The organism is Trueperella sp. LYQ141 (assembly GCF_046599555.1).
Taxonomy (GTDB): domain Bacteria; phylum Actinomycetota; class Actinomycetes; order Actinomycetales; family Actinomycetaceae; genus Trueperella.
Genome location: NZ_JBKIWQ010000005.1, coordinates 13,085 through 40,071, shown reverse-complemented (window position 1 = coordinate 40,071; position 26,987 = coordinate 13,085). Strand labels below are relative to the sequence as shown.

Below are 26,987 nucleotides of genomic sequence, written 5' to 3'. Positions count from 1 at the left end.
GCCCATGGGTAATTTATTTGGTCGCTTTAAGGGCCAGCATGAAGTTCAAAAGCTCCTTAATGAACAAGCAAACCATCTCGTCCGTGCCGCGGCCGCGCTCTCGGAACTGACGAGCGCCGATCCGGCAGCGCGCCCTAAGCTGAATATCCAGCTTCACGAAATTGAAAACGACGCTGATTCTGCCTCGCATCAGGTTCTCCAGGAGATTGGCACCAGCTTCGTGTTGCCCTTCGACCGCGGCGACCTTATCAATCTCACTGGTCAGATTGATAACTGTGTTGACATGATCGACGAAGCCGGCAATAACGTCGTGCTCTACAAGATCGAGGATCTTCCGGAGAAGATCTTTGAAATGACGGATATTATCCGTTCTTGCGCCGAACGTGCCGTCAACGCAGTAGGCAAGTTACAGCGCATCGACCAGTCCATTCGTTCGGAGTGGTTGGAGATTAACAATCTGGAAAACCGCGCCGATACGCTCTATCTCGATATGGTTGTTGAGCTGTTCAACTCTGACGCAGATGCGAAAGAGATTATTGTGCGCAAGATCCTGCTGGATTCCTTTGAAGCCGCAGTCGATTCATTTGAAGAGCTCGCCTCTTGGATTGAGCTCCTGACGTTGAAGGAGTCCTAAACGGTGGATCCGTTAGTAGCGATGGTCGTTCTCGTCGTCGTTATCTCACTGGTATTCGATTACACGAACGGTTTCCATGACGCCGCAAACGCAATTGCAACTTCGGTTGCTACGCGTGCTCTGACTCCGCGCGCCGCCCTGATGATGGCTGCCGGTATGAATTTCGTCGGGGCCATGCTCGGTACTGGGGTGGCAATGACGATCGGTTCGGGAATCATTGATACTCCGACGGGCACTTCTGGTCTTGTGGTTGTGCTCGCTGGGTTACTCGGCGCGATTTCCTGGAATTTGATTACTTGGTGGTTTGGTCTGCCCTCGTCATCCTCGCACGGTCTTATCGGTGGTTTGGCCGGTGCAGCGCTGGTGGTATCTGCCCCAGTACATTGGCCGGTCATCGGGGAAAAAGTCATTATCCCAATGTTCTTATCCCCGGTCGTCGGCTTCGTCTTAGCATTTTTGCTGATGACGTTGATTCGCACGATTTTTAAGCGCGCACCATATAAGACGACAATGAAGCGTTTTCGGGTGGCACAGACGATTTCCGCCGGTGCGACCGCTCTCGGGCATGGCCTACAGGACGCCCAAAAAACGATGGGTGTTATGGTGTTGGCCCTGGTTGCAGGCGGTTTCCACGACGGCAAATCCGTACCGATCTGGGTCATGATGTCGGCTGCTGGGGCAATCTCCTTTGGAACGTATGCCGGTGGTTGGCGAATTATGAAGACGCTCGGCACAAAGATCGCTGATCTTTCCCCCGCACAAGGATTCGCTGCGGAGTCGGTGGCTGCGTCGGTTCTCTATGTGATGGCCTTTGCGTTCAAAGCGCCCATTTCAACCACGCATACCATCACCGCCTCGATTATGGGTGTGGGAGCAACGAACGGTAAGTCTGCCGTGCGTTGGGGAACTGCCTCGAATATCGTCGTCGCGTGGTTCATTACTTTCCCTGCCGCCGGCGCGATTGCAGCAGTGTTCTGCTTTATTTTGCACCTCTTTATTCACTAGGAGATGCTTTGTGTTGGGGCGGCCGTCACGCAGGAAACGTGGCGGCCGCTTCGCTATATGTGCTTAGAACCGCTGGCTGTAAACGCACTCGCGATAAAGCTCAATAAGCATGCTAATGCTAAATGCCTCACTGTTAATGCTCTGGGGTAAAGGGTTTGGGGCTTGTAAACCCGTAACTGTGAGATCTCTTGAGATAGGGCGCTCCGATGTAAACGCGCCTATACAGACGCGCGATATGAGAATGGTAGCGGTACGTATTGCACAAAATAAATGAAATAAATGCAGGCTGGCTCCCTGGATAAACAGTAGACCTTCGGATAAATAAAACGCCTTACATACGTAACAGCTCGTTTAGATACATAAAAGCTTGCTTAGATAATTAATAGCTTGCCTTAATAGATAACGACTGCCCCTGATTGCCTAGGGTTTCTTCATCTGCACGACGTTATTCGTTGTGGGTATGTGGGCGCATATACGAGTATCCAGGCAGCTATAAATCGGATTGCCAGCATCTGCAAACCCGATAGTTGCGGTATCTCCCCCCCCATCGCTGTTTGCCATACCTTTCATTCTGAACGCTACCGCTGAAAAAGTTGCTTTCCCCAGTTCCCGGCGGTGTGGGCTCTGTCTGCTCTTCTGCTCAGCGTCACCTACTTCCCTGTTTGGCCGCATGAATCGGCTGGGCGGAAACGTTCCACCGCAACAATACGTGGCTGTGATTGCGATGGCAGGGTGTGTACGACGAGCACTTCTGCGGTTTTCAACCACGGATCGTCTGCAGGAAAGCGTCGGCGAATCGCGGGTTTAGCGTAACGACCAAGAATATCGAGTATCGCTGGCAAAGTTGGGCGATGTACGCATGCCGCAAGGGAATCTTGCGTACACATTATTGTTTTGATCTCGTTAGCAAAGGCGTCAGGATGGTGAAGATACGCCGTCTCCGTCAGGGCTGGGCACTTTCGCAATACGATCCGAGAGCTGCGCGCATAGCTACGCAGGGTATGCGCGCAGCGTTTCCACGGCGATGTAACGAGATCACGCACCCCATACGCACTGAGGATTGCATTTACTCCCGCTGCACGTCGTTGCCCAGAACGAGTCAGTGGCCGGTCGCTTTCTTCTCCTGCCCACGATGCACGTTTACGGGCGCGGGCATGGCGCACCCATATTTTCACGACGTATTCGGCAGCGCCAGCGTTAATCGCGGCAACTGCCTTTTCTAACGTGGTGCGATCTGCGGCAGTTGACAGCTTCTTCCGAGCCGTTCGCACATCACACCATATAACCTTATCTACCTCGGAACGCGGAGCGCGTTTTATCGCTGGCCGCGCCCGTAATAGATGGGCTTCGCTCAGCTCTTGCGCCAGCCAATAACGCACCTCTTTACGCTTGCCACCCGGCAAGCGATAGCGTTGGACGTCAATCGGAATACCCAGCACAATATCAACGCCGGTTTCTTCTTTGATCTCGCGCACGCAACACTCTGGCAAGGTTTCCACACCTTTGACCTTGCCTTTGGGGATGGACCAATCGTTCCACGTCGGGCGATGAACGAGCAGCACCTCAATCTTTCTTCCTCGCCGACGCCAGACAATCGCTCCCGCAGCTCGAACGTGAATTCGCACTGGCTATTCCTTATCCATGATCGCTATTTCTCACACATGGTCTGCGACGCTTTGCCGCGCTCGTGCCATCAGATAATCCTGCAGATGACCAAGTTTATTGCCAGCCGCGTCATGGGTAACGTGCTGCCATCCTTCACTGGTCATGTGCCAAGATTGGACCTCGTCTGAGCAGGCTCGTCGGACAAGATCAATAAGGAATTCTTTATGTTCTGGATCAGTAATGCGCACTAGCGTCTCAATTCGCCTATCCAGATTTCGGTGCATCAAATCTGCCGATCCGATCCATACCTCTGGATCGCCGTCGTTAGCGAAGGCGTAGATCCTGGAGTGCTCAAGGAATCGACCCAAGATAGATCGAACCGTGATGTTTTCAGATAGCCCCGGGATCCCCGCTCGCAAACAACAAATTCCGCGAACTTGAATCTCCACCGGCACCTGCGCCTGCGAGGCTCGATATAGCGCGTCAATAATGCGTTCATCAACGATTGAATTGCACTTCAATCGCACCCACGCCTCTTTTCCAGCTTTCTTATTCTCGATCTCGCGCTCAATGCGTTCAATCAATCCGGATCGGATCCCAATTGGCGCAACCATGAGGCGATGGAACTTTGCCTTTGGCGCATATCCAGAAAGCTGATTGAACAGTCGCGTCAGATCTTGGCCGGTATCGCGATCACAGGTAAACAGGCCAATATCTTCGTATCCACGTGCCGTCTTGGGATTGTAATTTCCTGTTCCGATATGGCAGTAGCGACGCAAACCATCTGTTTCCTGGCGAACAACCAGGGCAAGTTTGCAGTGAGTCTTTAACCCGACGATCCCGTAGACCACATGAACGCCAGCTTGTTCTAATTTTCGCGCCCACTCGATGTTGTTCTCTTCATCAAAACGTGCCTTAATCTCGACGACAGCCAGCACTTGCTTACCTGCGTTCGCTGCACGAATCAGAGAGTCAACAATTGGGGAATCCCCCGAGGTTCGATACAGAGTCTGTTTAATAGCTAAAACCTTAGGATCTTCCGCTGCCTGCCGGATGAATTGTTGCACCGAAGTTGAGAATGATTCATAGGGATGTTGAACCAGGATTTCGCGACGGCGTATCGCTTCAAAAATATCCGGCGTCTGTGCAGTTTCCACCTCAACGATGCCGCGAGCCGTCACCGGAACGAATTTCCGGTATTTCAGTTGTGGCCGGTCCAAATCGTGAATGACGTTTAAGCCTGTTAAATCCAAAGGTGGCGGCAGATGTAAGACGTTATCATCACGCACTCCAAGTTCGCGCACCAGGAGGGAACGTACCCGATCCGAGATATTTTCATCGACTTCTAGCCGCACAGCCGGACCAAAACGCCGCCGCAACAGCTCGCGTTCTAAGGCTTTAAGAAGATTTTCTGCGTCATCTTCTTCTACCTCCAGATCCTCGTTGCGCGTTACCCGGAACGTCGAGTATTCCACGACGTCCATCCCTGGGAACAGCGACTGCAAATGCGCGCCAATCACCTCTTCTAACGGAATATACGAGGTGTTGCCGTGCTCGTCAGTCGGGACGTCTTCTGGACGATATGGCCGACCCTCAGAATCCACTGCAATAAAACGGGGAAGCAATGGGGGAACTTTTACCCGAGCGAACAGCTCTTTATTCGTCTTTCGATTACGGACCAATACCGCAAGATTTAATGACAATCCTGAAATGTATGGGAAAGGATGCGCCGGATCGACAGCCAGCGGGGTTAATACCGGGAAGATTTGTTTACGGTAAAACTTCGAGAGCCGTTCTTGTTCGCTCTCCCCTAGCTCATCCCAATGGCGAATAACAATACCGACGGATGCCAGCTTCGGTTGAATATCATCGCGGAATACTCGCGCATGGCGCTGCTGCAATTCTTGTGTGCGCGCAATAATCCCATCAAGTACTTGCCGAGGAGTTAGCCCCGAGGCTTTCGTGACGGCCATCCCCGTTGCAATGCGGCGCATAAGACCAGCAACTCGAACCATATAAAATTCATCGAGATTCGAGGCAAAAATCGCGAGAAACCACGCCCGTTCCAGAATATGCAAATCTGGATCTTCGGCTTGTTCCAAAACGCGCTCATTAAACGCAAGCCAGGATAATTCTCGATCGAGAAAGCGCCCTTGTGGTAGATCGCTTTGGCAGTAGACGTCCTGCTCATGTTCAACTTCGCGCACAGCTTCTTCCGCCTCTTCGATCAGTTCCTCAGTAGTGACCGGCGTACCCATCCGAATTTCCTCAGCAACTCTAGCTCGTAGATTCACAATCTCAGGAGCCCCAGAAGCACTGTAGTAGTCGGTACTAGCTTCCTGATCGGGTATTCTGATGTGATCTGAGCGGTCTGCCTCGCTCCACTCGATTTTCTCGTCACTCACTGCTGCCTACTTTCTCCGATTAATTCAACTGACCGCTATCCAGCAACTGCTCAGCCTGCCAAAACTCTTGACTAGTTCGCAGCATTGCCGTATCCCGACGGGTTACTTCCGTAGCAAGCGGATGCCCGTCATCATTAATCCATACGGGCTGAACACACCCAATAAAATCCGTGAAACGAGCCGAGATATGTAATACCTGGGCGAAGTCACCAGTATAGTTTCCCTGAAATACCTCCGCCCAGGCCTGATATACCTCGTTAGGCTCAGCGACGAGATCTTGTTGCTGCCCACTATCTTCCCGCATAGCGCATCGGGCAGCAGCAAGACGTTCCCGTGCTTCTAGCGGGAAACGCCGTAGCCATTCGTGTAGCAAGTACCCCCGCCATAAAATACCTGGGAGCGAATCTTCCGGAGAATGTACCCACGACTCAGCGAGCACATCGATACCTTCTGACTGAATGAGATCGACAATACGAGTGATAACCTCATCAGGTTCTTGACGGAGAGAACCGATGCGAACAATAGCTTGCGCTGAGGTATGTGCCAGCTCAGAAATTGCTGCGGTATCAGCCTCACCTTCAATTAGCTCAATCTGCTCCGGAGTTAATTGAGCAGGGCGACGGGGTCGATTCATCTTGCCTCCATTTCCTTACCTGTATTGTCTAACACTTCCCACACGGATGGAATACAATTCCGGCGAATTCCTCAGTGCTGCGGCGCAATACGCGCAACACCACAGCGATTAACGACGAACTGAGATTCGGATTGCCGCCGCGCCAGCGCCAAGTAAAGCAAGGGCTACTACCCCGATCAGCAGTGTTGCCGATCCAGTGCGCGACAATCGAGGAGGAACATTGGGAGGTAGCGTTACCCGCTGGGCTGTATCCTGGAGATCTCGATGTGCAGCAACCAACACGCCTTCAGCATATATCTCTTCAAAGACGACAACCGCATCCCCGCTCACTGTTCGCGCATCAAATTCCACATTAATCTGCGCACACTGTTGGGGATCATGAGGCTGAAACGCTGTTTCTTGCACATCTCCTGCACTGTTCCTGACGAGTTCACCGCGCTCATCAACTAACCAGGTACGGACTGTGTACTGCGCTCCCGGAACGAAAGCCCCACTTGTTTCGCAGACGGTGTCAGTAATCACTTGCCCGGCAGCTCGCGCTATCTGCCCAGATGGCGCGGACGCTGTGGTCTGCAGCGCGCTGACGGGCAGCGTTTGTTTTTCATCGCTGAGTTCTCGATGGGAAGCAACCTCTTTTCCGTCGTGATACAGGCTCTCCATAGCGACGATATGATGCCCGGCTAAGGCACTGGCGTCTACAACAAAACTGACGTCCACACATCCGGAGGATTGCTCTGCCTGCAGGGTAACTCGGGACGTATTCGCTTTCCCATTGCTATCGGTTAGTGCTGCTCCCGTATCGCGATCATATAATTCACCAACAATCTCATAGCTAGTACCTGGTGTTACATTCAGATAGCACACCTGATCGACTACCGGAATATGATTGAGCGCCGGTATCGGTAACCGAGTGTTGTGATAGCGCAAGGTGGTATGCAAACGTGGCTCCTTGCCGATACTGAACTGCTCTGTGGTATCGCTAACCGAAGAGCGGAAAGGAGCAACGCGGCTATCCCCAGCAAATTCCGTTACAAAAACATACGTACCCACTACTGGATTACCTTGCTCATCGGTGCGTACCCGAAACTGCGGCGAGCCACTCGTGGGATAGAACCCATTACGTGCCGGAATCTCAACTTCGGCAATCTTTTCAGCGTGTTCTATGTTTTCATCGCGCACTTCCACGCCTTCGGGGAAAAAGAGGAGGCGTTGAGTCAGCGTGGCAACGTCTGGGGTGAAGCGCTCATCGCCGGAAAATGATCCATGATCCTCCGGAAAACCGCTAACCCAAATATCATCAACCAGGTATATCCCTGATTGAGTTGTGCGTATCGCCGCAGCAGTATCCACTTCAATACGACGGTGGTGCGAAACAGTTTCCTCAGCCAATCCATAGTGATCCGACCAATCGCCATGAATATATGGCTGACTCTGAGCAGGTTGATCGGCGTGGACAACCCGCCAAACTACCGTGGCAAATCCTGGAGGTGCCCCCGTGAATTGCGCAGAGATCTCCCCTGGCCCAACCGCCGTCACATGTTGCACACCAATTACCTGTGCCGCTGCTGGAACATCTGCGGTTGCAGTAATCGGATGATCGCCAATGTAGTATGCAGTTGCTTCATAAACTACGGGAACTGGCGCCCCACCGACTTCTAACCATTGCCCACTCCCATAATGCGGATCAGCCTGAGCGGTGAACACGTCAACAAAGCTGCCATCTGTGCTGATTTTATCGACGTGTGAGACGCCAATTGGCTGAAAATCATATCGCACTGACCAGCTATTACCGGAGACGGTAACAAAATATGGATCAGATAGTTTGGGCAGTTGCACGGTGACTTGAGTATTTGGGTTACCTAATTGGCTCAGATAATCGAGATCACCGGCGAAGGTGGTCTTGAGATTAACTCGCCCTGTTCCCGTTGCCCGCCACTCCAAGTTCAATGGCTGATCTGCCGACAGACCGGACCACGTCTGTGTGCCCGTCGCGCTAAATACCGCTGGACCTTCCATCGTTACCGTCAGGGCCTTGCCTGCGAGATACTGCCCATCGGCATTTTGCACACCAATACCACTAACCTGCCCGTTAAGAGCATCTGCGTTTCCTCCGATACCTGGCTGGTAGTTGATCGCCGCACTCTTTCTCGCTTCCGCGGCCATTTGCATAGCCTGGGTATGCAGTGCCGGGGCAGTCTTTTTCACTTGCGCCACAAGATAATCCACTGCTTCTTGAGAGCTTTGCACAGAGGGATCTGTTGTCTGCTCTAAATTCGCGTGAATCACATATGACAGTGCTGACTGTATTCCGCTATCGCGTGAGTATTGATATTTTGCCATTAGCCAGGCAAGCTGTGCCGTCGTCATATCTAATTCAGGTGGACCCCACATCTGCGAATCACGCAGAGTCGCAATCGTAACGCTGTCATGGATGCCAGGCTGATTTTTTGCCATATCTGTGCAGTAAACCGGATTGTCATTTCCAGAGCCTACTGGCGGGGCGATAGCCCCTAAGCGAATCCAGCCACCATCATCCGTTCGCCATTTTTGTTGCGATCCTGGGAAGTATTCCTCGGCATACGCGCTGGGCATCGTAGCGAGATAACCGATGACGATACTGAGCATGATGAATCCTGCTGCTAGTATCCTCGTCGCTTTCCGCTGTACTGGCTCAAGTGTGTGATTTGTGGACATCACGCAATGATTCCTCTCTCGTCTTTCCTCTCATGTGGCGAGGGGCACCCATTCTTCGAGCACCTCCTGCACTGTCGAGATCGTTCCATGCGTGTTTCTCTGCAGTTTTTGCTTTCCACATACGCCGAAATATCCACAACACCAAAACACAAACAAAAGAGAATGTTTTTGCTTTCCATCGCGTTCGATACGATTACATTCAAAGAACACCGCTTAAGAACAGAGCGAGAACCCATGCCTGCCATGATTTTTCACACCGCCTACCCCCTGAACCGCAAGGCGGTCGGCGCTTCCGGACTGCGCCCAGTCGCCATGCGCGACGCCTTCGAAGCAGCCGGATACACCGTATTCGAGATCACCGGCTATGCCGCCGAACGCAAACAACGCATCGCACAACTGCGTAAAAAGCTCGCCGCCGGGCAACACTTCGAGTTCCTCTACTCAGAAAACGCAACCATCCCCGCGATGGTGACCGAACCACGGCACTTCCCACCGCATTTTCTCCTTGATTTCTCACTATTCCGCCTCTGCCGCGCCCACCATATCCCCACGTCAGTTTTCTATCGAGACGCCTACTGGCGCTTCCCGCTCTACCGGGAACACGTCAAAGAACCACTGCGTTCCATCATGAAAGCGACCTACCGCTACGAACTGCGCGGATATGACGCATACGCCGACGTACTCTTCCTGCCGTCACGCGAAATGATCCCCTATCTGCCTCCCATGCGTTCAGCCCGCTGCATCCCGCTACCACCCGGCGCCTCCATCATTGACGACGGATCAATCATCGGCGATGCAGCCACAGCGACCTCCCTCGTCAGCACCGATACCACTACGCCCGCAGCACACACCGCCACACCATCAGCCCACAAAACGCTCAATATTTTCTATATTGGCGGCCTCGGCGGGCACTACCGCCTCCTGAACATGGTTCACGCCGCCGCCACCATCCCAGACATTCACTTCACCATGTGCGTTCCCAAAGATAACTGGGAACGCTGCCAAGACGAATACCACGAGGTATTGAGCACCCCAAACATCACGCTGATTCACGCCTCTGGTCCGGAACGCGACGCCTTATACGCCACAGCCGACATCTGTTACGTCCCGATGGAGCCACATTCCTACGGAGCCTTCGCCGCCCCGCTCAAGCTCTACGAATACATCGGGCGCGGCAAGCCGATTATTGCTGTGGATAACACCGTCACCGCTAACGTCGTCACCCATAACGGCATTGGCTGGACCACAGAAAATTCCGCCGCAGCCTTGAGCGAGCTCATTCATTACCTCCTCGCACACCCTGACGATGTGCAGGAAAAACGCGAACAATGCCGACGTATCCGCAACGAACACACCTGGGAACGCCGCGCCCAATACGTCGCCGAAATTCTCACGCAAAAATCCCAGTAACTTGGGACGTGGATACATCCGCGCATATATCCACACCGGCATGCGAACCGTGGCGCACAAGCACACACCCAACGCATAGAATATCTGCGTTTCTCTCTGCGCTCCGCGGTTGCCTGCCTAGTTAACGCGCCACGCCGGCAAAACACCAGAGCCCATCAAGGCACTACCGCGCACACCTGCGTATATCCACACATCCAGCTACTTTTCGCCTAACACCTCTCGGTACACTCGCTCCACAGCCGCGAGCGCCACCTCAACACCATGCCGCTCCATAACCCATTCGCGCCGCAATAAAGCATTATCGGGACAATCAGCCAACACATGATCCCCCGCGCAGATCGCCTCAACCAGATTCGCAATCTGCTGCGGATCACGGGCCGTCAAGCCGGTATGCGGCCACAGCCGAAAATCCCCAGGCATCGCATGCGGATATTGCACCGACGAAGGAGCAGTGCGAACATCCACCGCCGCAATCGGCGCACCCTCCACGCTGGCCGCCGCAATCACTGGCCTGCCCAAACTAAGCGCCTGATAATCCGTCATGGTCAACAAACTGAATTCCACCTGCCCGACGACCACCTGCGCGCTCGCCAACAACTGCGCAAACTCCGAGGGGGTACAATGCGGGAAAAGCCGAACCCCAGCGTTGCGTGCCTGCGCAGTATGCGTCCCCCAGTCAACCCCCACTACCTCATATCCACGTTCCACAAGCTCGCGAGCCAAAGGAAGCAAAACATCTAAACCTTTAGTGAGATCCCAGCGAGACGAAAGAAAAATCCGCCTCGGAATGACGGGCGCAGGCGGCGCTGTTACGTACTGTGGAGGAAGCGGATTGGGCAGCCAACGCGCATCCGGACGCACCGGACGCACCCACTCCAAAAGATCAGGCGTCGCACACACCACCGCGTCGGCACGCTCCAAGGTTCGTGAAATCACATATCGCAATCCCGGACGCTGCCAATCTTTGCGAACATCACTACCGTGCAGATGAAGCACCAGCGGGATTGATCCCCAACCGTAATAGCCATTCGTGGCGTAATGCAGATCAATAAGATCGGCCTGATGGGCAAAACGAGAAAACCGTTCAAGATCAACCAGGCGCGAACCGAGAACCCGCACCGGGCAGCCACGACCTGCAGGAATCCGGTGCAATGCCCACTGTTTTCCACTCTGCCGAGCATGAGCGACGAGCGTACTGGGCACATTAGCTACCTCGTTAATATGCAAGATCCGCGTCTGAGGACCATACGACGACATCTTCTCCGCCCCTTCCTGCTCCGGTCACGCCACAGCCCACGTCACACAATGCGCTCCAATGCGCCAGGCCCAGACGAACCACCGCGCAACCCGATCCGCGCTATCTAGCTGACGCGCACCACCCGATCATCTTTATCGTAATAGAGCTACCTCGCACATACGACACATGGCACAACAAGAAAAATGGGCGCGCAATGCAGGTACCATATTTCATGCCTGCATTGCGCGCCCGAGAGACCACCCCTTATTACAGTTCCACCGTCGCTAACGTATCTAATGCGGCCTGCAGAGCACTTTGCACTGCACGATCCACAATCTGCCGATCCGGCTGATAATCCGTCATCGCCTCGTCATTATCTTTCAACGGATTACCGTCAATAGCGACCAAAGCACCCGCACGCACTCGGTGCAAACCACAAATCGTGAACAGCGCAGCCACTTCCATTTCCACCCCGACAGCTCCAGCGTCACGCCACAACACCTGCTCATTAGGCAAGACCGGCGAAGGATAAAACGAGGCCATCGTCGCTAACACCCCAAAATGCACCGTCAAACCCGATTTCCGCGCCTGCCGTTCCAGCTCCACCGCCACATGAGTATCAGACACTGCCGGATACTCCAACGGCACAATCCGCTGGCTCAAACCATCAGCCCGAACCGCCGCAGTGGCCACCACAATATCGCCATCAACCACATCATCTTGTAGCCCGCCAGCAGTCCCCGAACGGATAACGAGCTGCGCCCCGCCACGGCACACCTCCTCAAAAACAGCAGCCGCCCCACACGCGCCCACACCGTGGGAAATAACCGTGATCGGCACACCATTCCAGCTACCGTTAAAACTCCAGTATTCGCGGTTCTTCGCCAATTCCTGCATATCGTCAAGCATGCTCGCCACACGCTGTGCCCGCGCTGGATCGCCAACCACTAAAACGCGCGGGCGCAAATCCTTCGTTATCACCCGCGTTAACGGCAGTACCTCGTCTGCTTTAGTCCGTACCAGCTCCATTTTCCTCGTCCCTTCCGTCATTCCTTGCCTATCCGCAACGCTTCACACCCTCATCTAACATCCATAAGGCGTACCGCTACCAGGCATTACAAATCTGCGAAATACCTACTAAATATCTGCTAAAGCCTCATGACATGGGCAGCTCGGATCAACCACAACCGCGTCAACGATGGCCGCCAACGCCGCCTTAATACGCGGCTGAGCCTCCGCCACACGACGCCAAACCATGCCCGCCGTCACCGGCTCATCTTGTAAGCCCTCAATACCCGCATCGAGATCAGAGACGAAAGACAAATTGAACACGCACATCCCTGCCTCACGCGCAAGCGTCGTCTCCGGATGTTGCGTCATAGAGAGCACCGAGAACCCTAACTGCTGGAAAACCCGTGATTCCGCCCGAGTAGAAAAACGTGGACCTTGAATAACAACCGAGGTTCCCCCGTCATGGAACGTCTCGTTAAGCGATTCCAAAGCCGCAACACCCGCATCGTGCATACGAGGACAATACGGATCAGCAAGCGAAACATGGACGACCTGCGGGCCGGTAAAGAACGTCGATTCGCGCCCCCACGTCCGATCATAAAATTGATCCGTGATAACAAAATCTCCTGGCTGATAATCAGCTCGCAAAGATCCGACGACGGAAGACGTAATGAGGGTCGTCACCCCCAGCTCCTTTAATGCCGCAATATTGGCACGATAGTTAATCATATGAGGTGGCACGGCATGAGATTTACCATGACGAGTCATAAAGGCCACCTCTTTCCCGCCGATCCTCCCCAAAGAAATCTCCGATGAAGGCGTCCCATACTCCGTATGGACCACCCGATGCTCTGGCTCGTCTAATAACTCATACAGCCCAGAGCCCCCGATAATCCCAATCTCAACCACTGTTTTCTCCTTCACATACACCACAGACGCATAGCTAAACGCGCCATTTTCACGCCCACACCATCACCACGCGGCAACGGCTGACATCCCACCATCAACAACCAGATCATGACCAGAAATAAAACTCGCCAAATCAGAAGCCAGGAACACGCACGCCTGCCCAATATCATCCGGAAAAGCCGTGCGTTCCAGCGGTACCGCCGCCATCCACGAGCCATAGCCTTGCGGCCACTGCTCGGCTAAATCACCCCGATCCACCAGACCCGGCGACACCGAATTCACCCGAATTCCGTACTTACCCAGCTCTAATGCACCACTGCGGGCATACATCTTCACACCCGCCTTCGCCGCGTCATAGTGCGAATGATTCTTCGCCGGCAACGACGCCTCAATCGACGCAATATGAGTAATCTGCCCGCCTTTACCGTCGGCCCGCATCAGGGGCGATACCGCCTGAGTGACGACGAAAGTTCCCGTCAGATCCACATCTACCGTCTGTTCCCACGTGGCTTTATCCATTTCCTCCATGGCACACAGCGGCTGAATCCCAGCGTTATTCACCAGGACGTCGATCCGCCCAAAACGATCCGCCACCGCCGCCGCCACGGCCGCCATCTCGGCTTCACTGCGAATATCACCCGTGACGTTCATCGCCTGCTTACCGCTGTCACGCAACCGCGCAACCATCTGCTCTGCCCGCTCGCTCGGACCAATAGCATGAACCGCAATATTGGCACCTGCCAGCGCGAACTGACGGACGATGCCCTGGCCCAAACCGCCGTCTGCGCCTGTGACGAGTACCGTCTTTCCTGAAAGATCAATCATGAGTTCTCTTCTCCGTTACACTTCTGTTTTCTTCCCGCACCATGAGAAATGCCGCTATTTCACTTTGCATTTCGCGCACCTTCGCGCCTATGGCAAACGGGCGTCCCTATTTTCGACCTCGCGCACATCATCCCTGACCACGCTCACATGCCGATTCGTCATTTAAGAATTGCGCCGATGTGCCGGCCTTATCCACCGGCAGCTCAGCCTAATTTTCGCGTCAACCTATTTGTGGATAAGCTCCACGCCCTCCGGAAAATGCGACGTCGTATCCCCAAGCAGCAGGGCTCGGTACGTGTTCTTTGCCGCCTGTTCCAACAAACATGCGCGCCGGTAGGCCATCGCCAGATCCTCACCGAGACACGAACAGCCGTGATGTTCCAAAATCACGCAGTTATGCTGCTGGGCAGCCGCTGCCGCCGATTCTGCCAACTCATCTGAAGCGTTAGGGGCGTAAGGAACCTGCCCATAACTCTTGACGTACAAGGCATCATCAAGAGTAAAAAACCGAATCTTCTTCCCGATAGCACTCAGCAACACCGCGTACTGCGGATGCAGATGAATAACCGCATTAATATCTGGCCGAGCCACATACGTTCGCTCATGGAGCTTCCACTCCGAGGAGGGATTACCCGTCGGCCATCCGTCACAGCCTAATTCCACTTCGCAAAAAGAGTCCGGCGTCAATGCGTCAAACCATGTTCCAGACTTCGTCACGATGAAGCTATTGCGCCGTTGCGGGTGACGAACGGAGATATTTCCGCCTGAGCCTAACACCAGCCCAGATTCTACTGCTTTCTTACCTATAGAGATCATTGAGTCGATGAGCACATCGACGTCACAGCTCGCCATTGTTATCCTTTTCGTTTTCTCATCAGCGAGAACTCGAAGAAGCTCTCCCTGAAGAATGTCCGTGAATAAAAGACAGGAGTGCCCTCGACGGTGAAATGCAGTTGATATAACCCTAAGAATGATTCGTAGCGCGCTTCCAGATGGAGTCCGAGATCTTCCCCAACCACAGCGTGAATCCCCGTATCAGCATAGGCAATCGGATACCCGATGGATTCCAAATATTTGAATAGGGATCCCGCTAAGGTATCGACGTGGAAACCTTGCGGAAAAATATCGGCTCGCAAAATATCGAAAGAGATCGCCGCCATCGCGCCATCAGCTTCCACCTGACGGCGTGTTTCGTACACCAGATCATCTTCTCCAATGCCAAAGCGCCGCGCATCGACCTCACCAGCCGGGCGCGAACGCCGAGCCGTGTAGTTCATATACGCTTCCATTCCAGCATTGACGATAATGTCCGTCATTGAGGTCAGTTCGGCAATATTTGTTGCCACCGACTGCCCCATTTGTGTGACGTAAGATCCCACACCGTGTTTGGTGACGACCCATCCTTGAGTTGCCAGCTCTTGGATCGCGGTCCGAATCGTCCCGCGCGCCACCGCATATTCTGCGGCAAGCCCAAACTCAGAAGGAAGCGGATCGCCTGGTTCCCATTCTCCGGCGCGAATCCGGCTGCGAATGTCATCCGCCACCACGCTCGAAATCTTCTGCCGTTTGACGCGCTTGACGCCCGCAGCCGCAGAAAATGACGAGTGCTCTGATGGTCGAGACGACATGTGTAACCCTTCCTTTTTTATCTGATTATGCATACCTTAGCGGAATTACCGCTATCTACGTAGGATTACGTGAACTTTTCTTCGACGAGGTACTCAGGCGCAATAACCGCGCATCACGCCCGATTCGATACATAGTTATTCGACCGGCAGCAACCTCCGAATCTCGCATTCATATTGCGGGTATTGTGCTATGAGTTTCTCCGTCGCCAACTCGAAACCCTCCGGAGTGTAGCCAGGAGCCATCGTTGTGCCCACTAGCGTCCACGAGCCGCTCGAACGCGATCCTTGCCAATATCCTGCTGGCACAACCAGTTGGGGGACCTGCCCTGCTGGCAAATCCATCCCCATGAGGCGAGTACACCCATTACCCTGCGGATCAATCGTGAAGATCTCTAGGGGCGCGCCCCCATACCAATGGTATGTTTCCTGCCCGGTTAGCCGATGTAATGCGGAAAAGGCGTCCCCACCGACGAGGAAGTAGATCGCGGTCGAGTTTTTATCCGCGTACGTCTGCCGATAGAACCCTCCTTCGCCTTCTAGCGGAGCAAGATTCAAAAGCGCAATGACCTCCTCGCGCGTGAGATCGCTCCCCTGCATATCCACTCGTCTTCGCCTCTTTCCTAGATATTTCGCTTCTTAAATTGTTTCGCAGTGAACAGCAGAGCGATTAAGGTCACGACGTAGGGCGCCGCGTCGGTAATCTGTGCCGGCAATCCTTGGCCTTGCAGCCGGAATCCAATTGCCTCAGTGAAGCCGAAAAGTGTTGCTGCCCCGAGCACCCCAATGGGATGTGAGCGCGCTAGCATCACTGCCACAACAGCGATCCAGCCTCGCCCAGCCGACATATTCTCCGAAAATTGCACCACATTACCTAATGCCAGTTGTGCTCCAGCTAAACCGCACAGCACACCGGAGGCCATGATGGCCGCATACTTGTAGCGATATGGGCTTACCCCGAGGGTTTGGGCCGCAAGCGGGTTTTCTCCCACGCCGCGTAAGCGCAGCCCCCAGGGGGTTGAGAAGATCAACACCCACAACACAAAGACCAATACGAAAGACAGATAGCCCAGTACCGTCTGATCGAATAGTGCTGGCCCAATCCACGGCAGATCAGCTAATCCGGGGATACGGATACTATGCAGACCCGCGATACGCGGATTTTGGAATACTCCTTGGACGTTGAACAACCCCACCAGCAGGAATGACGTCACCCCGACAGCCAAGATATTCATTGCGACGCCCAGGACGATCGGTTCGGCTTTGCGGGTAACGGAACCGAAAGCCAGAATCACTGTGAACAACAGCGAAGCGAGTACCCCGATGAGCACCCCAACGAAGGCGTTGCTCGTGTAATAGGATCCCGCCACTGCCCCGAAGCAGCCCACCAGCATTTGCCCCTCTAACGCGATATTGAAGATACCTGCTTTATCGCAGATCAATCCGCCAAGGGAAGCCAACAAAATGGGGATGAGGGCTCGAACAAGGGACTCAATGAGAGCACCATCAAAAAAGCTACTCACGAGGCTCTCCTTCCTTCGCCGTGATGCGTTTCCTTAACTTCGGCCAGCCCACGTGGAAAGCCACCAGGATAATGACCAGACCTTGAACAACCGCAGCGATCTGCGGGGACATCCCAAGTTCTCGGCTCATTGCGCCCGAACCAGCCATGATCGCTCCGAAGAAGATACCTGCCACCAAAACTGAGGCTGGTCGATACATCGCGAGGAGGGCGACGAGTAGGCCCGTCCAGGCGTAGTTCGTTGAAACAATGGCTCCTTCGATTAAGCGCGTATTTGGTGCGCCAATGACGAAAATTGTTCCGATCAGCCCGGCAACTCCGCCTGAGATCGCCATAGTGGAAAAGGTCAATGCCCGAGCGTTGGCGCCGCCGTACTGGGCGAAGCGCGCATTCAATCCTGAGATCCCTGATTCGTAGCCAAAGACCGTCCGTTTATTGACGAAGAGCATGAGCACGACGATGGCCAGGACGATAAACAATCCCCAGTTCACCTGGGTAAGCAGGGTCGGCAAAAATGTGCCCCGCCCAAAGGTTGAGGTCAGGCTCTGCCCCAATCCCGACTTTGGCGGAACTAACATCGGTAATTGCGTTGACGGATCGAATTGCCGCGTGGCCACCATAGAGGATTCCGGATCCTTAAAGGGGAAACGCACTAGCCATGAGGATAGATAGCGAGCGGGGTACGCGAGCAAAAGCGAGGAAATAAGGATCGGCACTCCGGGCCAGAATTGGAAGAGCGCGGCGATGATTCCCCACAGCGCACCGCCCGCAAATCCTGCGATCAGGGCCAGGAATAAAACGCATATCCCCGGGCCAGGCACGTACAGCACAACCAGAGCGGAAACCGTCCCGCCGACGACCATCTGCCCTTCCGTGCCGATGTTCAAAATACCGGCACGGAAGGCAATCGCCGTTGCCATAGCCATACCAACCAGAGGAATAGCTCGTTGAATCGTATTGAGCACGCCGAGCGGGCTAAAGATGGAACCATGCAACATCGCCGCATAGGCTCCACCTGGCGAATATCCCGCCAAGGCAATAAAGATTGCCCCAATGGCAAATGCCAATACGATAGACAGCAGAATCGGCCCACTCACAAGCCGAGTGAGGCTATCGCGAAACCGACGCATCAGTCTCCTACCTTTCCGCCAGCCATCAGCAAGCCAAGTTTTTCTTCAGTGGCACATTCAGCGGGAAGTTCCGCTACGATCCGCCCCTCGTACATCACGAGAATGCGCGTCGATAGCGACATAATCTCGCTGAGTTCTGCCGAGATCAGCAGCACTCCTCCGCCGCTATCGCGATATGAGGTTAACTGACGATGGATAAATTCAATTGCGCCAATATCGACGCCTCGGGTGGGCTGCTCAGCGATGAGAAGCGGGGATCGGTGTTCCATTTCCCGCGCAACCAAAATCTTTTGCAGATTTCCACCCGATAGCGTCCCTACCGCAACATTTTCATGGGCAATACGCACCGAGAATCGTTCGATGAGATCTCGGGCAAAGGTGGCCATCGCGCGGCGATTTAATAACCGACGTGGGCGAATCGGCGCACTGCGATGATGACCCATCGCGAGATTTTCTGTAGCGCTTCCTGTTGGTGCGGAGCCGACCCCTTGGCGATTTTCTGGGATATAGGCCAATCCGGCCTGCCGACGTTCCCGCACACACGCACGAGTGACGTCTTTACCGGCGATCTCAATCGATCCCTTGCTCGTCGGGCGCAAACCTGCAATGGCTTCTGCCAGTTCGGATTGGCCATTACCTGCCACCCCAGCAATACCGACGATTTCACCGGCACGGACAGTTAAGCTCGCCCCGCGCACTGCCTCTAAATCTCGCTCAGATTCGATTTCCACATCGCGCACCCGCAGTACGATGTCGCCGACCGGATTTGTCGCTGGCGACATGGTTAAATCCACATCACGCCCAGTCATATATCGGGAAATTTCCTCGGGGGTTGTCTGTGCAGTCTCCAAACGCGCGGTCACTTTTCCATCGCGGAGTACTGTCACACGATCAGAAATTGCCATCACTTCCCGCAATTTATGGGTGATGAAGATGATTGTGTGCCCATCTTCGCGCAGGGTGTGCAGCACCTCAAAGAGTCGATCTGTTTCCTGTGGGGTCAGCACCGCCGTCGGTTCATCCAGAATAAGAATCTTTGCTTCGCGGTATAAGGCCTTAATAATCTCAGCTCGCTGCAGGATTCCCACTGGAGCGTCGTGTGCTTTCATATCCGGATCAATATCTAAGCCGTATTTATCCGCAATTGCCATGACTTTGCTACGCGCTTGAGCACGGTCAATACGGCCTTGACGGACGGGCTCTTCGTGGAAAACAATGTTTTCTACAATCGACATCGAACCGAATAGTTGAAATTCTTGAAAGACCATCCCCACTCCGGCGCTAATCGCGTCAAGCGGGGAATGAAATTGTTTTTTCTCTCCACGAATAATGATCTCGCCTGCGTCTGGCTGATATAAGCCTGCCAACATCGACATCAGGATCGATTTGCCGGCACCATTTTCTCCCATTAGGGCATGGATCTCACCAGGACGCACGAAGAAATCGACATTGTCATCCGCGATCACACCCGGGAATGTTTTGGTGATACCGCGCATCTCAACTTCGTACATGAAACTCTCTTTCCCTCGTGACGGTGGCGGGACGTCAGACGCTATGGAGCGTTTCTGAACGATCCCGCCACCATTCACCTCGCAACAGCACCTATGAGGCCCGTACACCTCATCTGCACTGTTTACTTGTAGACGCCAGTGGCATCTACGGGCTTCAATGTGCCGTCAATGATCTGCTTCTTGATCTCTTCGAGCTTGGTCACGACCTCCGGATGCTCCATCACGGTACAACCGGAATCCTTTGCCCCCTCATGCAGGGAGACGATATCCATACCGCCTTCTTTCAGACCGTAGGAATTCACTGGTTCTGCCGTCCCGTCGTTAATCCGACCGATCAGATCCGGGATGAGCGTATCCATCAGTTTGAGCGTGCCATCGCCGATTGCACCTGGCTGATCTGGGCACTGGTTCACGTCCACGCCGTAGGAAGTAATCTTTGCTGCTTTTGCTGCTTCAAATACGCCACCGTTGGAGCCAGAGGCAACAGCGAAGATATGGTCCACATTGGTTGCCGTCATTGCGGCAGCCTGTTCCTTTGCTCGAGCTGGATCGGAGAAAGGATTTTGACCGCCGATGAAGAGCTGATGATCGGAAACCGCTGGGTTGGCAGCCTTAGCGCCTTCCGCGAATGCGTCCGTATAGCGATGAATGAACGGAATATCGACGGCGCCTACCGAGCCAATTCCGCCGGTCTTTGTCAGCATGCCAGCTTCGTATCCCAGCAGGTAGGCGGCTTCATGTTCGCGGAATACCGCGCAGTACATATTGGATGGCTGGTCTTTCGCCGGGCAGTCGTCGATGAGGATAAATTTCTGATCGGGATGGGCCTGTGCGAATTCCTTTGTCATATCGGTAAAGTCGAAGGTAATCGTCACGATGAAGTCGGGCTGTTCTTGGATGGCAGCTTCCATATTTTGCCGCATGGACGTCTCATCGGAGCCTTCATAGACTTTCGCGGTTCCGCCGAATTTCTTTGCAGCGGCCTCAACGCCGGTCTTGCCTGATTCCAGGAATTTATTGACCCCGATGGGATCGTTGGTCAGGTAGATGTAATGCGGTCCATCGCCGTTTCCCGCATTATCTGCGCCTTTTGTGTCGCCACCGCAGGCAGCGAGGGTTAATGCTAGCGTTACCGCGCCTGTGATGGCTGATAGCCGCTTCATGGAAGTTTTCATGGGAGCCGTCTCCTTTGTGATGTGCACACACATCGGCTTGGTTACTACTTCGTTGTTGTGGGTTGTATTTGTTTGGTGCGACGGGCAGTGCCGCCGCTGTTATTTATGGGTGTTATTTTGTTATTAGGTGTTACTTTGCGCGGATTTCACCAAGAGGTGTTGTTTGTGGGGTTTCACCGCGATCAACTCGGATGACTCGTCGGTCCGTCACGATTGCGGTGATATTCGATGTCGGTGTGACATCAAAAGCTGGGTTGATCGCTTGTGTGCCTTCCGGCGCAGTGCGCACACCGTGGAAGTTTGCCACTTCTTCTGATCCACGATCTTCGATCGGAATATCAGCGCCAGTGGCCGTAGAGTAATCAATCGTTGATTCTGGAGCCACGACGATGAACGGAATACCTGCAGCTTTAGCACCTAAGGATAAGGAGAAGGAGCCAATTTTATTTGCCGAGTCGCCGTTGGCCGCAATACGATCTGCCCCGATAAAGACGGCCTGGGCCGCACCACGGGATAGCAGGAATGGTCCCGCCGAGTCGCAGATGAGGCGGAATGGCGCGCCCATATTCGTCAGTTCCCAGGCGGTGAGTCGAGCGCCTTGTAATAACGGGCGAGTCTCAACTGGTAGCGCTTCTTCAAGTTTTCCACGCTCAAAGAGCGTTTGGATAACCCCGAGTGCCGTTCCGCGTTCTACGCAGGCCAGGCCGCCTGTGTTGCAGATTGTCATGATTCGGTAGGTATCCGTGTCAAGAAGCTCATCCATAAGATCTGCTCCGTACTGCCCCATCGAATAGCACGAGGCAATATCGTCATCTCGGATTTTCAATGCTTCTTCTAATAGCGCGGGAAAACCTCCGTCGGCTTTCTCCATCGTCTTTTTTACGCCCCAGGATAGGTTTACGGCTGTTGGGCGGGCATTAGCTAGGCGTTGCGCTTCTGATTCCAGGGTTGCTCGATCGGGATTTCCTTGAGCAATTAGCGCAACCCCCATTGCTCCGGCGACGCCCAACGCGGGTGCGCCACGGACGGCGAGACGCTGAATATCGTCGATGAGGTCATCAAGTGTTGTTACTTTTCGGATGACGAGTTCGCCTGGCAGTTTCGTTTGATCGATAAGTTCGATGTGGTCGTCAACCCAATCAATAGTTCTCACTGCATCTCCGTTGTTGCTAGTCAAGATATTGCTGGCTGTACCGACATACAGCCATAGCACTTGTCCAACATCTCAGTTGTTATGTTGCTAGATGTCCAACAACTGTGCTGTTATAAAATCTATACCTCGATGCCATCTAACGTCAACGGGTTTTCTCACATACTGACACGAGATCGCAATGTCCGGCATAGCACCGACGACACGACGCGACGACGAACAGTGCACAAAGCAGCAATGGCGCTTATCCTGGAATACCCGACTCCACGCACGGAAAGGACATACTTATGTTTGAGACTCGGACGATTCTTGAGATTTTTGGATGGACCGGCTCCCTCATGGTGATCTGTTCCCTCATCTTGGCCAGCCAGGTCAAATTCCGTTGGTACAACCTGATCGGATCACTCATCGCCACTATCTACAATGCCATCCTCGCGGTATGGCCATTCATGGCAATGAACGCCGCTATCGTCCTCATTGACGCCTACTGGTTATGGCGTTTGGATCGCGAAGCCAAAACCCACGCCCAGCACACCGCGAACACCTCCGACACCCCTCAGGTTTCCTAAGAGCCGCGCCAGCGAGAACTCGCGCAAACACTAGAAATATACGACGCAACCACACACCCGTACTACAGCCGGGCGGCGGTCAACGCGCCTGACGCACCGCGCCGTAAAGCGCCTACTAGCCGCGCCGTCTACCTCGAAACTCAACGTCGCGTAGAACGCCTAGACGCCAGACGTATCCCAAGTAACAACAGCACTAACCAGACTGCCACGTTGATGAGAGATTTTGCTTCCAGGTGCTCCCAGCCATAGATAGGGCAAGTCACCAGGCGATTCGCACCCCAAAACGGGGTGAACTGGGCAATCACTTGCAGGGGTTTAGCCATCTGATCCAAAGGAATGAAAATTCCGGAGAGGAATCCCAAGATAGCCGTCCCACCACCAAGCACGGAATATGCCTCCTCGCCACGCACTACCAGCCCCACAAGCAGCCCCAAAGAAGCTGACAAAAGTGCAGTTGCCGTCACCAAAAGGAAGGTCTGCACGATGACGAGTGGCTCCATGCGCGCATCAGTAAACAGAGCCGCCAGGTACACCAAAGCAATGCTGACCATCGTCACAAACAAACTTGCAACGCAACGCGCAGAAATATAGCGGTTAACTCCCAGCGGAGTCAGGTATATCGTGCGCAGCCACCCCTGAGTCTTTTCCACCGCAATGCTTGCACCCGTCATAGAGGTCGCCACAATCGTTCCATACTGGGCCATCGCCACTAAGACCGTCGCAGCAACGTTACCGTGCCCCACATCAATCCGGCTATACGATTGCCCAGTACCGAAAATCAGATACATACACAGCGGTAAACCGACCGTAAATAAGGACCACACCGATAACAAACTCATTCGAAAATGAGCTGCTACCACTGCACCAAAGCCACGAAAAGGGCTCGGCGCGCGACGATCGGCAATCTCCGCAGCAGATAACGAATTGCAGATAGTAACGCTCATATTAAGCCCTTTCCGCTTCAACGAGAGTTGTGTAAACATCCTCTAACGACGATTGTGTAATCGTCACATGACGAATACCGGGTACACCCAAGGCAATGCGCGCTACCTCATCAAGATCTTTTCCAGTGATCTTCACCTTCCCTGGCTCACACACCACCTCGCAGTCACATCCCGCTAAGACATTCTTTAGTGCCGCTTCTTCTCCGCTATAAGAAGCCAGCAGGGTGTAATGCGCAAAGCTATCTCGCAAAGCTGCCGTTGATCCATCGGCAATAATTTCACCGTTGCGCATGATAATCGTTCGAGCGGCGTAGGATTCAGCTTCTGCGAGATAGTGGGTCGCGAATACGATGCTTCGCCCGCGCCGAGCCTCCCGCTCCATAAATTCCCAGAATTCCCGACGCCCATCCACATCCATCCCCGTCGTCGGCTCATCCAAAATAAGCAAAAACGGATCGGAAAGTAGTGCAATAGCCAGACGAATTCGTTGCTTTTCTCCACCTGAACACTTTTGCACTTTGCGGTTGGCCAGGTGGGCAATACCTGTCGCTACGAATACCTCATCAACGGATCGCGGTTTGCCGTGCGTCGCCGCAATCATCTTCACCATCTGAGCGACCGTCATTTCTCCGCGCAACGTATCGCTCTGCTGGACCACACCCACTAAACCGCGTCGAATCGCAGTATGCGGATCCATGCCAAAAAGCGTGGCCGAACCGGAATCCGACGTAATCAATCCCAACGCAATATCGATAGTCGTTGTCTTTCCTGCCCCGTTAGGGCCAAGTAGCGCGATAACCTCACCGGGCTGCACCGTCAAACTCAGATCATTGACTGCCTGCACATTGCGGTAACGCTTAGAAATATGGGTTAATTTGATCGCGGTAACGCCGTCAGTTGCTGGTAGGGTATTGGCGCCAGCCGCTGCCCGCACGGCATCCATTGCTGATGACGATTCCCGATGCATACTCATGACCTCCATTAGAACACCTCCAGGCATAGCCTGCTACCCCCCCCTATTTCGAAACATAGCTCACATCGTTTTTACTGACGTGCCGCGCCTCCAGCGGGGCTGATGGAATCTGTCAGGTGTTTTAGGTACAAACCGTGGCGAACGCAAAGGAAGGGTGAGCGTCGATCATTTGAGAGTTAAGCGCGGATAGCATTGCTCAACAGACCTCAAGAACTTAGAAAAGCGTATTCGTCCCGCGCGCTACTACCTGCTTACCAAAGGGAAAACACGTCACTGGAATGAGCTTAATATTTGCCACCGCAAGCGGAAGCCCAATAATCGTCACCGCCTGAGCACAAGCAGTAATCACATGCCCGATCGACAGCCACAATCCAGCACATACAAACCAAATGATATTAGATACCTCCGAGAGGGGTTGCACATGCGGGCGGGAAACAACCGTCAGACCAAAGGGCCACAGCACGTATCGCGCAATCCGAAAACATGCCAAACCAGCCGGTGCAGTGATAATGAGCAGGCAGGCGATCACGCCGAAGAATACGTAGCCAAGGAATAGCCAGAAACCACCGAAAACCAGCCAGATCACATTAAGGACCAAGCGCATAACTCCACCGCCTTCCGCGTAGCAACGAGAAGATTCTTCCAGATTTGCCGAGCACGTGGTGGCGAGCACGCTCCGCCTGCAGCAGGATTACTCGTACAACAGTATGCGCTGCCCGATCTGGGGGTATTTACCGCAGGTCATCCGGCAATTGCACGTGCACAATCATCGCAAGGTTCCAGCCACCAAGGATTTCCGGCTCAGTTTTCGGGAGAAAGGCAGTAAGGCAGGCGAGGGCCGAGCTGCCCCAGAGCAGATCATATCTAGCGACGGCGAACTGGCTATATCACGCCAAATCATGCGGAATGTATCTCGTCATAGAAACTGGCTGCGCGCAGGCACCACCAACCATGCCGAGTCGCGTTAGATTAACACATTAGGCATATCAAGCTAGATACGTCTGCCATACCCTAGGCCATATCGCTACACCCTAATTGCTATATCTGGGTACATACCTTGGATATACCGAGACGTTCCAGACGAGTACACCACCTAACAGAATAGTTTTTCTCATACATATCCCGTCTGAAATACGAAGGCCCTATCCTGATACGTTCCACTGTTTCTGCCCTTGGCATTCACCTATGAATTACGCCCAGGGAATATCTCAATTCACGATTTTGCCCCATACCCTTCACCTTACTAACACCTTGCATACGCACAGCTTTCATCGTCAGCTATGACGAAACAGTCACTTCCCCACTGCCCGCTTCCAGGCTTTCTACACCGCGGAGCACTAGCATAGACTCCATGAAAACCAAGATCATGATTTCTATTGCCGCCACGTTGGTGGCGCTAACCGCTTGTAGTTCATCTACTGAGAGCAAAACTGACGATAATGCTTCAGCGCCTGCGAATGACAAGGCGATCACTCTTTGCACGAATTTTGATAAAGCCGTCGCGAAGTTTACCGATCCCAGCGAACCGCTGACGTATCGGTTAAAGACTGCCCTGCCCCGTATTCGCCAAATCGCAGTGAGCGCAGACCCGATGGATTTGCAGCCCGCTAACCTGAAAACTGCTTTCCACGACGCTCACACCAAGTATGACGCGTGGGCACACACCATCTCTCCAGGCAACTTCCAAGGAGATAAGAAGCTCTACAACGAGTTGAAGACTTCCCTGCAGGAGACGGTAAAAGCATGTGATGCTGCGGGGTATCTGAAGAAATAGGCTTGCAGAATAAGGCGTAATCCTATTCGCTCTGGATACGAATGCCGCAAATATGTGCGCATAAAGACGCCGGTGGCTGGTTCCCACAATTGTAACCAGCCACCGGCGTCTTACAGTAGGCCCCGTGGGACTCGAACCCACAACCTACGGATTAAAAGTCCGCTGCTCTACCATTGAGCTAGAGGCCCGTGCACTGATCTTGCGCACACACGCCAGCGGGTGCGCCACCAACAGATCCCTATTCA

General features: G+C 53.7%; 24 protein-coding genes and 1 tRNA gene. 5 read left to right on the top strand and 20 right to left on the bottom strand.

Annotated features, from left to right (window positions below):
* Nucleotides 1-4 precede the first annotated feature (4 nt).
* Both ACLHIJ_RS05350 and ACLHIJ_RS05345 read left to right on the top strand, forming a co-directional pair.
* On the top strand, nt 5-634 hold the full coding sequence (locus tag ACLHIJ_RS05350) for a DUF47 domain-containing protein (RefSeq protein WP_411296542.1): 630 nt from the start codon (nt 5-7) through the stop codon (nt 632-634).
* Between the two features lie 3 nt (nt 635-637).
* Nucleotides 638-1,639: an anion permease gene (locus ACLHIJ_RS05345; RefSeq protein ID WP_411296543.1), complete on the top strand. Its 1,002-nt coding sequence runs from the start codon at nt 638-640 to the stop codon at nt 1,637-1,639.
* Between the two features lie 650 nt (nt 1,640-2,289).
* On the opposite strand, the gene ACLHIJ_RS05340 is transcribed toward ACLHIJ_RS05345, so the two are convergent.
* The 4 genes from ACLHIJ_RS05340 to ACLHIJ_RS05325 form a co-directional block, all read right to left on the bottom strand.
* Nucleotides 2,290-3,264, bottom strand: coding sequence for an NUDIX hydrolase (locus tag ACLHIJ_RS05340; protein WP_411298601.1), 975 nt, complete (start codon nt 3,262-3,264; stop codon nt 2,290-2,292).
* 30 nt (nt 3,265-3,294) lie between these two features.
* Nucleotides 3,295-5,649 carry an RNA degradosome polyphosphate kinase gene (locus tag ACLHIJ_RS05335; protein ID WP_411298600.1) on the bottom strand — a complete coding sequence of 785 codons (2,355 nt, stop codon included), beginning with the start codon at nt 5,647-5,649 and terminating at the stop codon, nt 3,295-3,297.
* Nucleotides 5,650-5,668: 19 nt separating this feature from the next.
* Nucleotides 5,669-6,283 (bottom strand): hypothetical protein, encoded by a 615-nt coding sequence (locus tag ACLHIJ_RS05330; protein ID WP_411298599.1) that lies wholly within the window; start codon nt 6,281-6,283, stop codon nt 5,669-5,671.
* Nucleotides 6,284-6,391: 108 nt separating this feature from the next.
* Entirely contained in the window at nt 6,392-8,977 is a 2,586-nt protein-coding gene (locus ACLHIJ_RS05325) for a VaFE repeat-containing surface-anchored protein (RefSeq protein WP_411298598.1), read from the bottom strand.
* A gap of 234 nt (nt 8,978-9,211) precedes the next feature.
* Here ACLHIJ_RS05325 and ACLHIJ_RS05320 point away from each other — a divergent pair, with 234 nt between their 5' ends.
* Nucleotides 9,212-10,387, top strand: a complete 1,176-nt coding sequence (locus tag ACLHIJ_RS05320) for a glycosyltransferase (RefSeq protein WP_411296548.1) — start codon at nt 9,212-9,214, stop codon at nt 10,385-10,387.
* A gap of 198 nt (nt 10,388-10,585) precedes the next feature.
* Here ACLHIJ_RS05320 and ACLHIJ_RS05315 read toward each other — a convergent pair whose 3' ends face one another.
* The 12 genes from ACLHIJ_RS05315 to mtnA all read right to left on the bottom strand — a co-directional run bounded on the left by ACLHIJ_RS05315 (nt 10,586) and on the right by mtnA (nt 22,485).
* Complete coding sequence (locus tag ACLHIJ_RS05315; protein WP_411298597.1) at nt 10,586-11,644, bottom strand: glycosyltransferase; 1,059 nt, start codon at nt 11,642-11,644, stop codon at nt 10,586-10,588.
* A gap of 247 nt (nt 11,645-11,891) precedes the next feature.
* Nucleotides 11,892-12,674: a nucleoside phosphorylase gene (locus ACLHIJ_RS05310; protein WP_411298596.1), complete on the bottom strand. Its 783-nt coding sequence runs from the start codon at nt 12,672-12,674 to the stop codon at nt 11,892-11,894.
* Nucleotides 12,675-12,761: 87 nt separating this feature from the next.
* Nucleotides 12,762-13,544, bottom strand: a complete 783-nt coding sequence (locus ACLHIJ_RS05305) for an MTAP family purine nucleoside phosphorylase (RefSeq protein WP_411296551.1) — start codon at nt 13,542-13,544, stop codon at nt 12,762-12,764.
* Between the two features lie 63 nt (nt 13,545-13,607).
* Nucleotides 13,608-14,369, bottom strand: coding sequence for an SDR family NAD(P)-dependent oxidoreductase (locus ACLHIJ_RS05300; protein WP_411298595.1), 762 nt, complete (start codon nt 14,367-14,369; stop codon nt 13,608-13,610).
* Nucleotides 14,370-14,594: 225 nt separating this feature from the next.
* Nucleotides 14,595-15,221 (bottom strand): class II aldolase/adducin family protein, encoded by a 627-nt coding sequence (locus tag ACLHIJ_RS05295; protein WP_411298594.1) that lies wholly within the window; start codon nt 15,219-15,221, stop codon nt 14,595-14,597.
* A gap of 2 nt (nt 15,222-15,223) precedes the next feature.
* Nucleotides 15,224-15,997, bottom strand: coding sequence for a GntR family transcriptional regulator (locus ACLHIJ_RS05290; protein ID WP_411296554.1), 774 nt, complete (start codon nt 15,995-15,997; stop codon nt 15,224-15,226).
* A gap of 135 nt (nt 15,998-16,132) precedes the next feature.
* Complete coding sequence (locus ACLHIJ_RS05285) at nt 16,133-16,594, bottom strand: cupin domain-containing protein (protein WP_411298678.1); 462 nt, start codon at nt 16,592-16,594, stop codon at nt 16,133-16,135.
* A 23-nt stretch (nt 16,595-16,617) separates the two neighbouring features.
* Nucleotides 16,618-17,517, bottom strand: a complete 900-nt coding sequence (locus tag ACLHIJ_RS05280) for an ABC transporter permease (protein ID WP_411296555.1) — start codon at nt 17,515-17,517, stop codon at nt 16,618-16,620.
* Nucleotides 17,510-18,646, bottom strand: a complete 1,137-nt coding sequence (locus ACLHIJ_RS05275) for an ABC transporter permease (RefSeq protein WP_411296556.1) — start codon at nt 18,644-18,646, stop codon at nt 17,510-17,512. Before ACLHIJ_RS05275 ends, ACLHIJ_RS05280 begins: the two co-directional genes overlap by 8 nt.
* Nucleotides 18,646-20,157, bottom strand: a complete 1,512-nt coding sequence (locus ACLHIJ_RS05270; protein WP_411296557.1) for an ABC transporter ATP-binding protein — start codon at nt 20,155-20,157, stop codon at nt 18,646-18,648. Before ACLHIJ_RS05270 ends, ACLHIJ_RS05275 begins: the two co-directional genes overlap by 1 nt.
* A 122-nt stretch (nt 20,158-20,279) precedes the next feature.
* Nucleotides 20,280-21,332 carry a BMP family ABC transporter substrate-binding protein gene (locus ACLHIJ_RS05265; RefSeq protein ID WP_411296558.1) on the bottom strand — a complete coding sequence of 351 codons (1,053 nt, stop codon included), beginning with the start codon at nt 21,330-21,332 and terminating at the stop codon, nt 20,280-20,282.
* Between the two features lie 130 nt (nt 21,333-21,462).
* Nucleotides 21,463-22,485: an S-methyl-5-thioribose-1-phosphate isomerase gene (gene mtnA / locus ACLHIJ_RS05260; RefSeq protein WP_411298593.1), complete on the bottom strand. Its 1,023-nt coding sequence runs from the start codon at nt 22,483-22,485 to the stop codon at nt 21,463-21,465.
* A 284-nt stretch (nt 22,486-22,769) separates the two neighbouring features.
* Here mtnA and ACLHIJ_RS05255 point away from each other — a divergent pair, with 284 nt between their 5' ends.
* Entirely contained in the window at nt 22,770-23,051 is a 282-nt protein-coding gene (locus ACLHIJ_RS05255) for a hypothetical protein (protein WP_411296560.1), read from the top strand.
* A gap of 140 nt (nt 23,052-23,191) precedes the next feature.
* Here ACLHIJ_RS05255 and ACLHIJ_RS05250 read toward each other — a convergent pair whose 3' ends face one another.
* The 3 genes from ACLHIJ_RS05250 to ACLHIJ_RS05240 form a co-directional block, all read right to left on the bottom strand.
* Nucleotides 23,192-23,890, bottom strand: coding sequence for an ABC transporter permease (locus tag ACLHIJ_RS05250; RefSeq protein WP_411298592.1), 699 nt, complete (start codon nt 23,888-23,890; stop codon nt 23,192-23,194).
* A 106-nt stretch (nt 23,891-23,996) separates the two neighbouring features.
* Nucleotides 23,997-24,968, bottom strand: coding sequence for an ABC transporter ATP-binding protein (locus tag ACLHIJ_RS05245; protein WP_411298591.1), 972 nt, complete (start codon nt 24,966-24,968; stop codon nt 23,997-23,999).
* A 214-nt stretch (nt 24,969-25,182) separates the two neighbouring features.
* Nucleotides 25,183-25,572 (bottom strand): YccF domain-containing protein, encoded by a 390-nt coding sequence (locus tag ACLHIJ_RS05240; protein ID WP_411296587.1) that lies wholly within the window; start codon nt 25,570-25,572, stop codon nt 25,183-25,185.
* Between the two features lie 747 nt (nt 25,573-26,319).
* Here ACLHIJ_RS05240 and ACLHIJ_RS05235 point away from each other — a divergent pair.
* Entirely contained in the window at nt 26,320-26,742 is a 423-nt protein-coding gene (locus tag ACLHIJ_RS05235) for a hypothetical protein (RefSeq protein WP_411296563.1), read from the top strand.
* A gap of 116 nt (nt 26,743-26,858) precedes the next feature.
* Here ACLHIJ_RS05235 and ACLHIJ_RS05230 read toward each other — a convergent pair.
* Nucleotides 26,859-26,930, bottom strand: a tRNA-Lys gene (locus tag ACLHIJ_RS05230).
* Between the last annotated feature and the right edge of the window lie 57 nt (nt 26,931-26,987).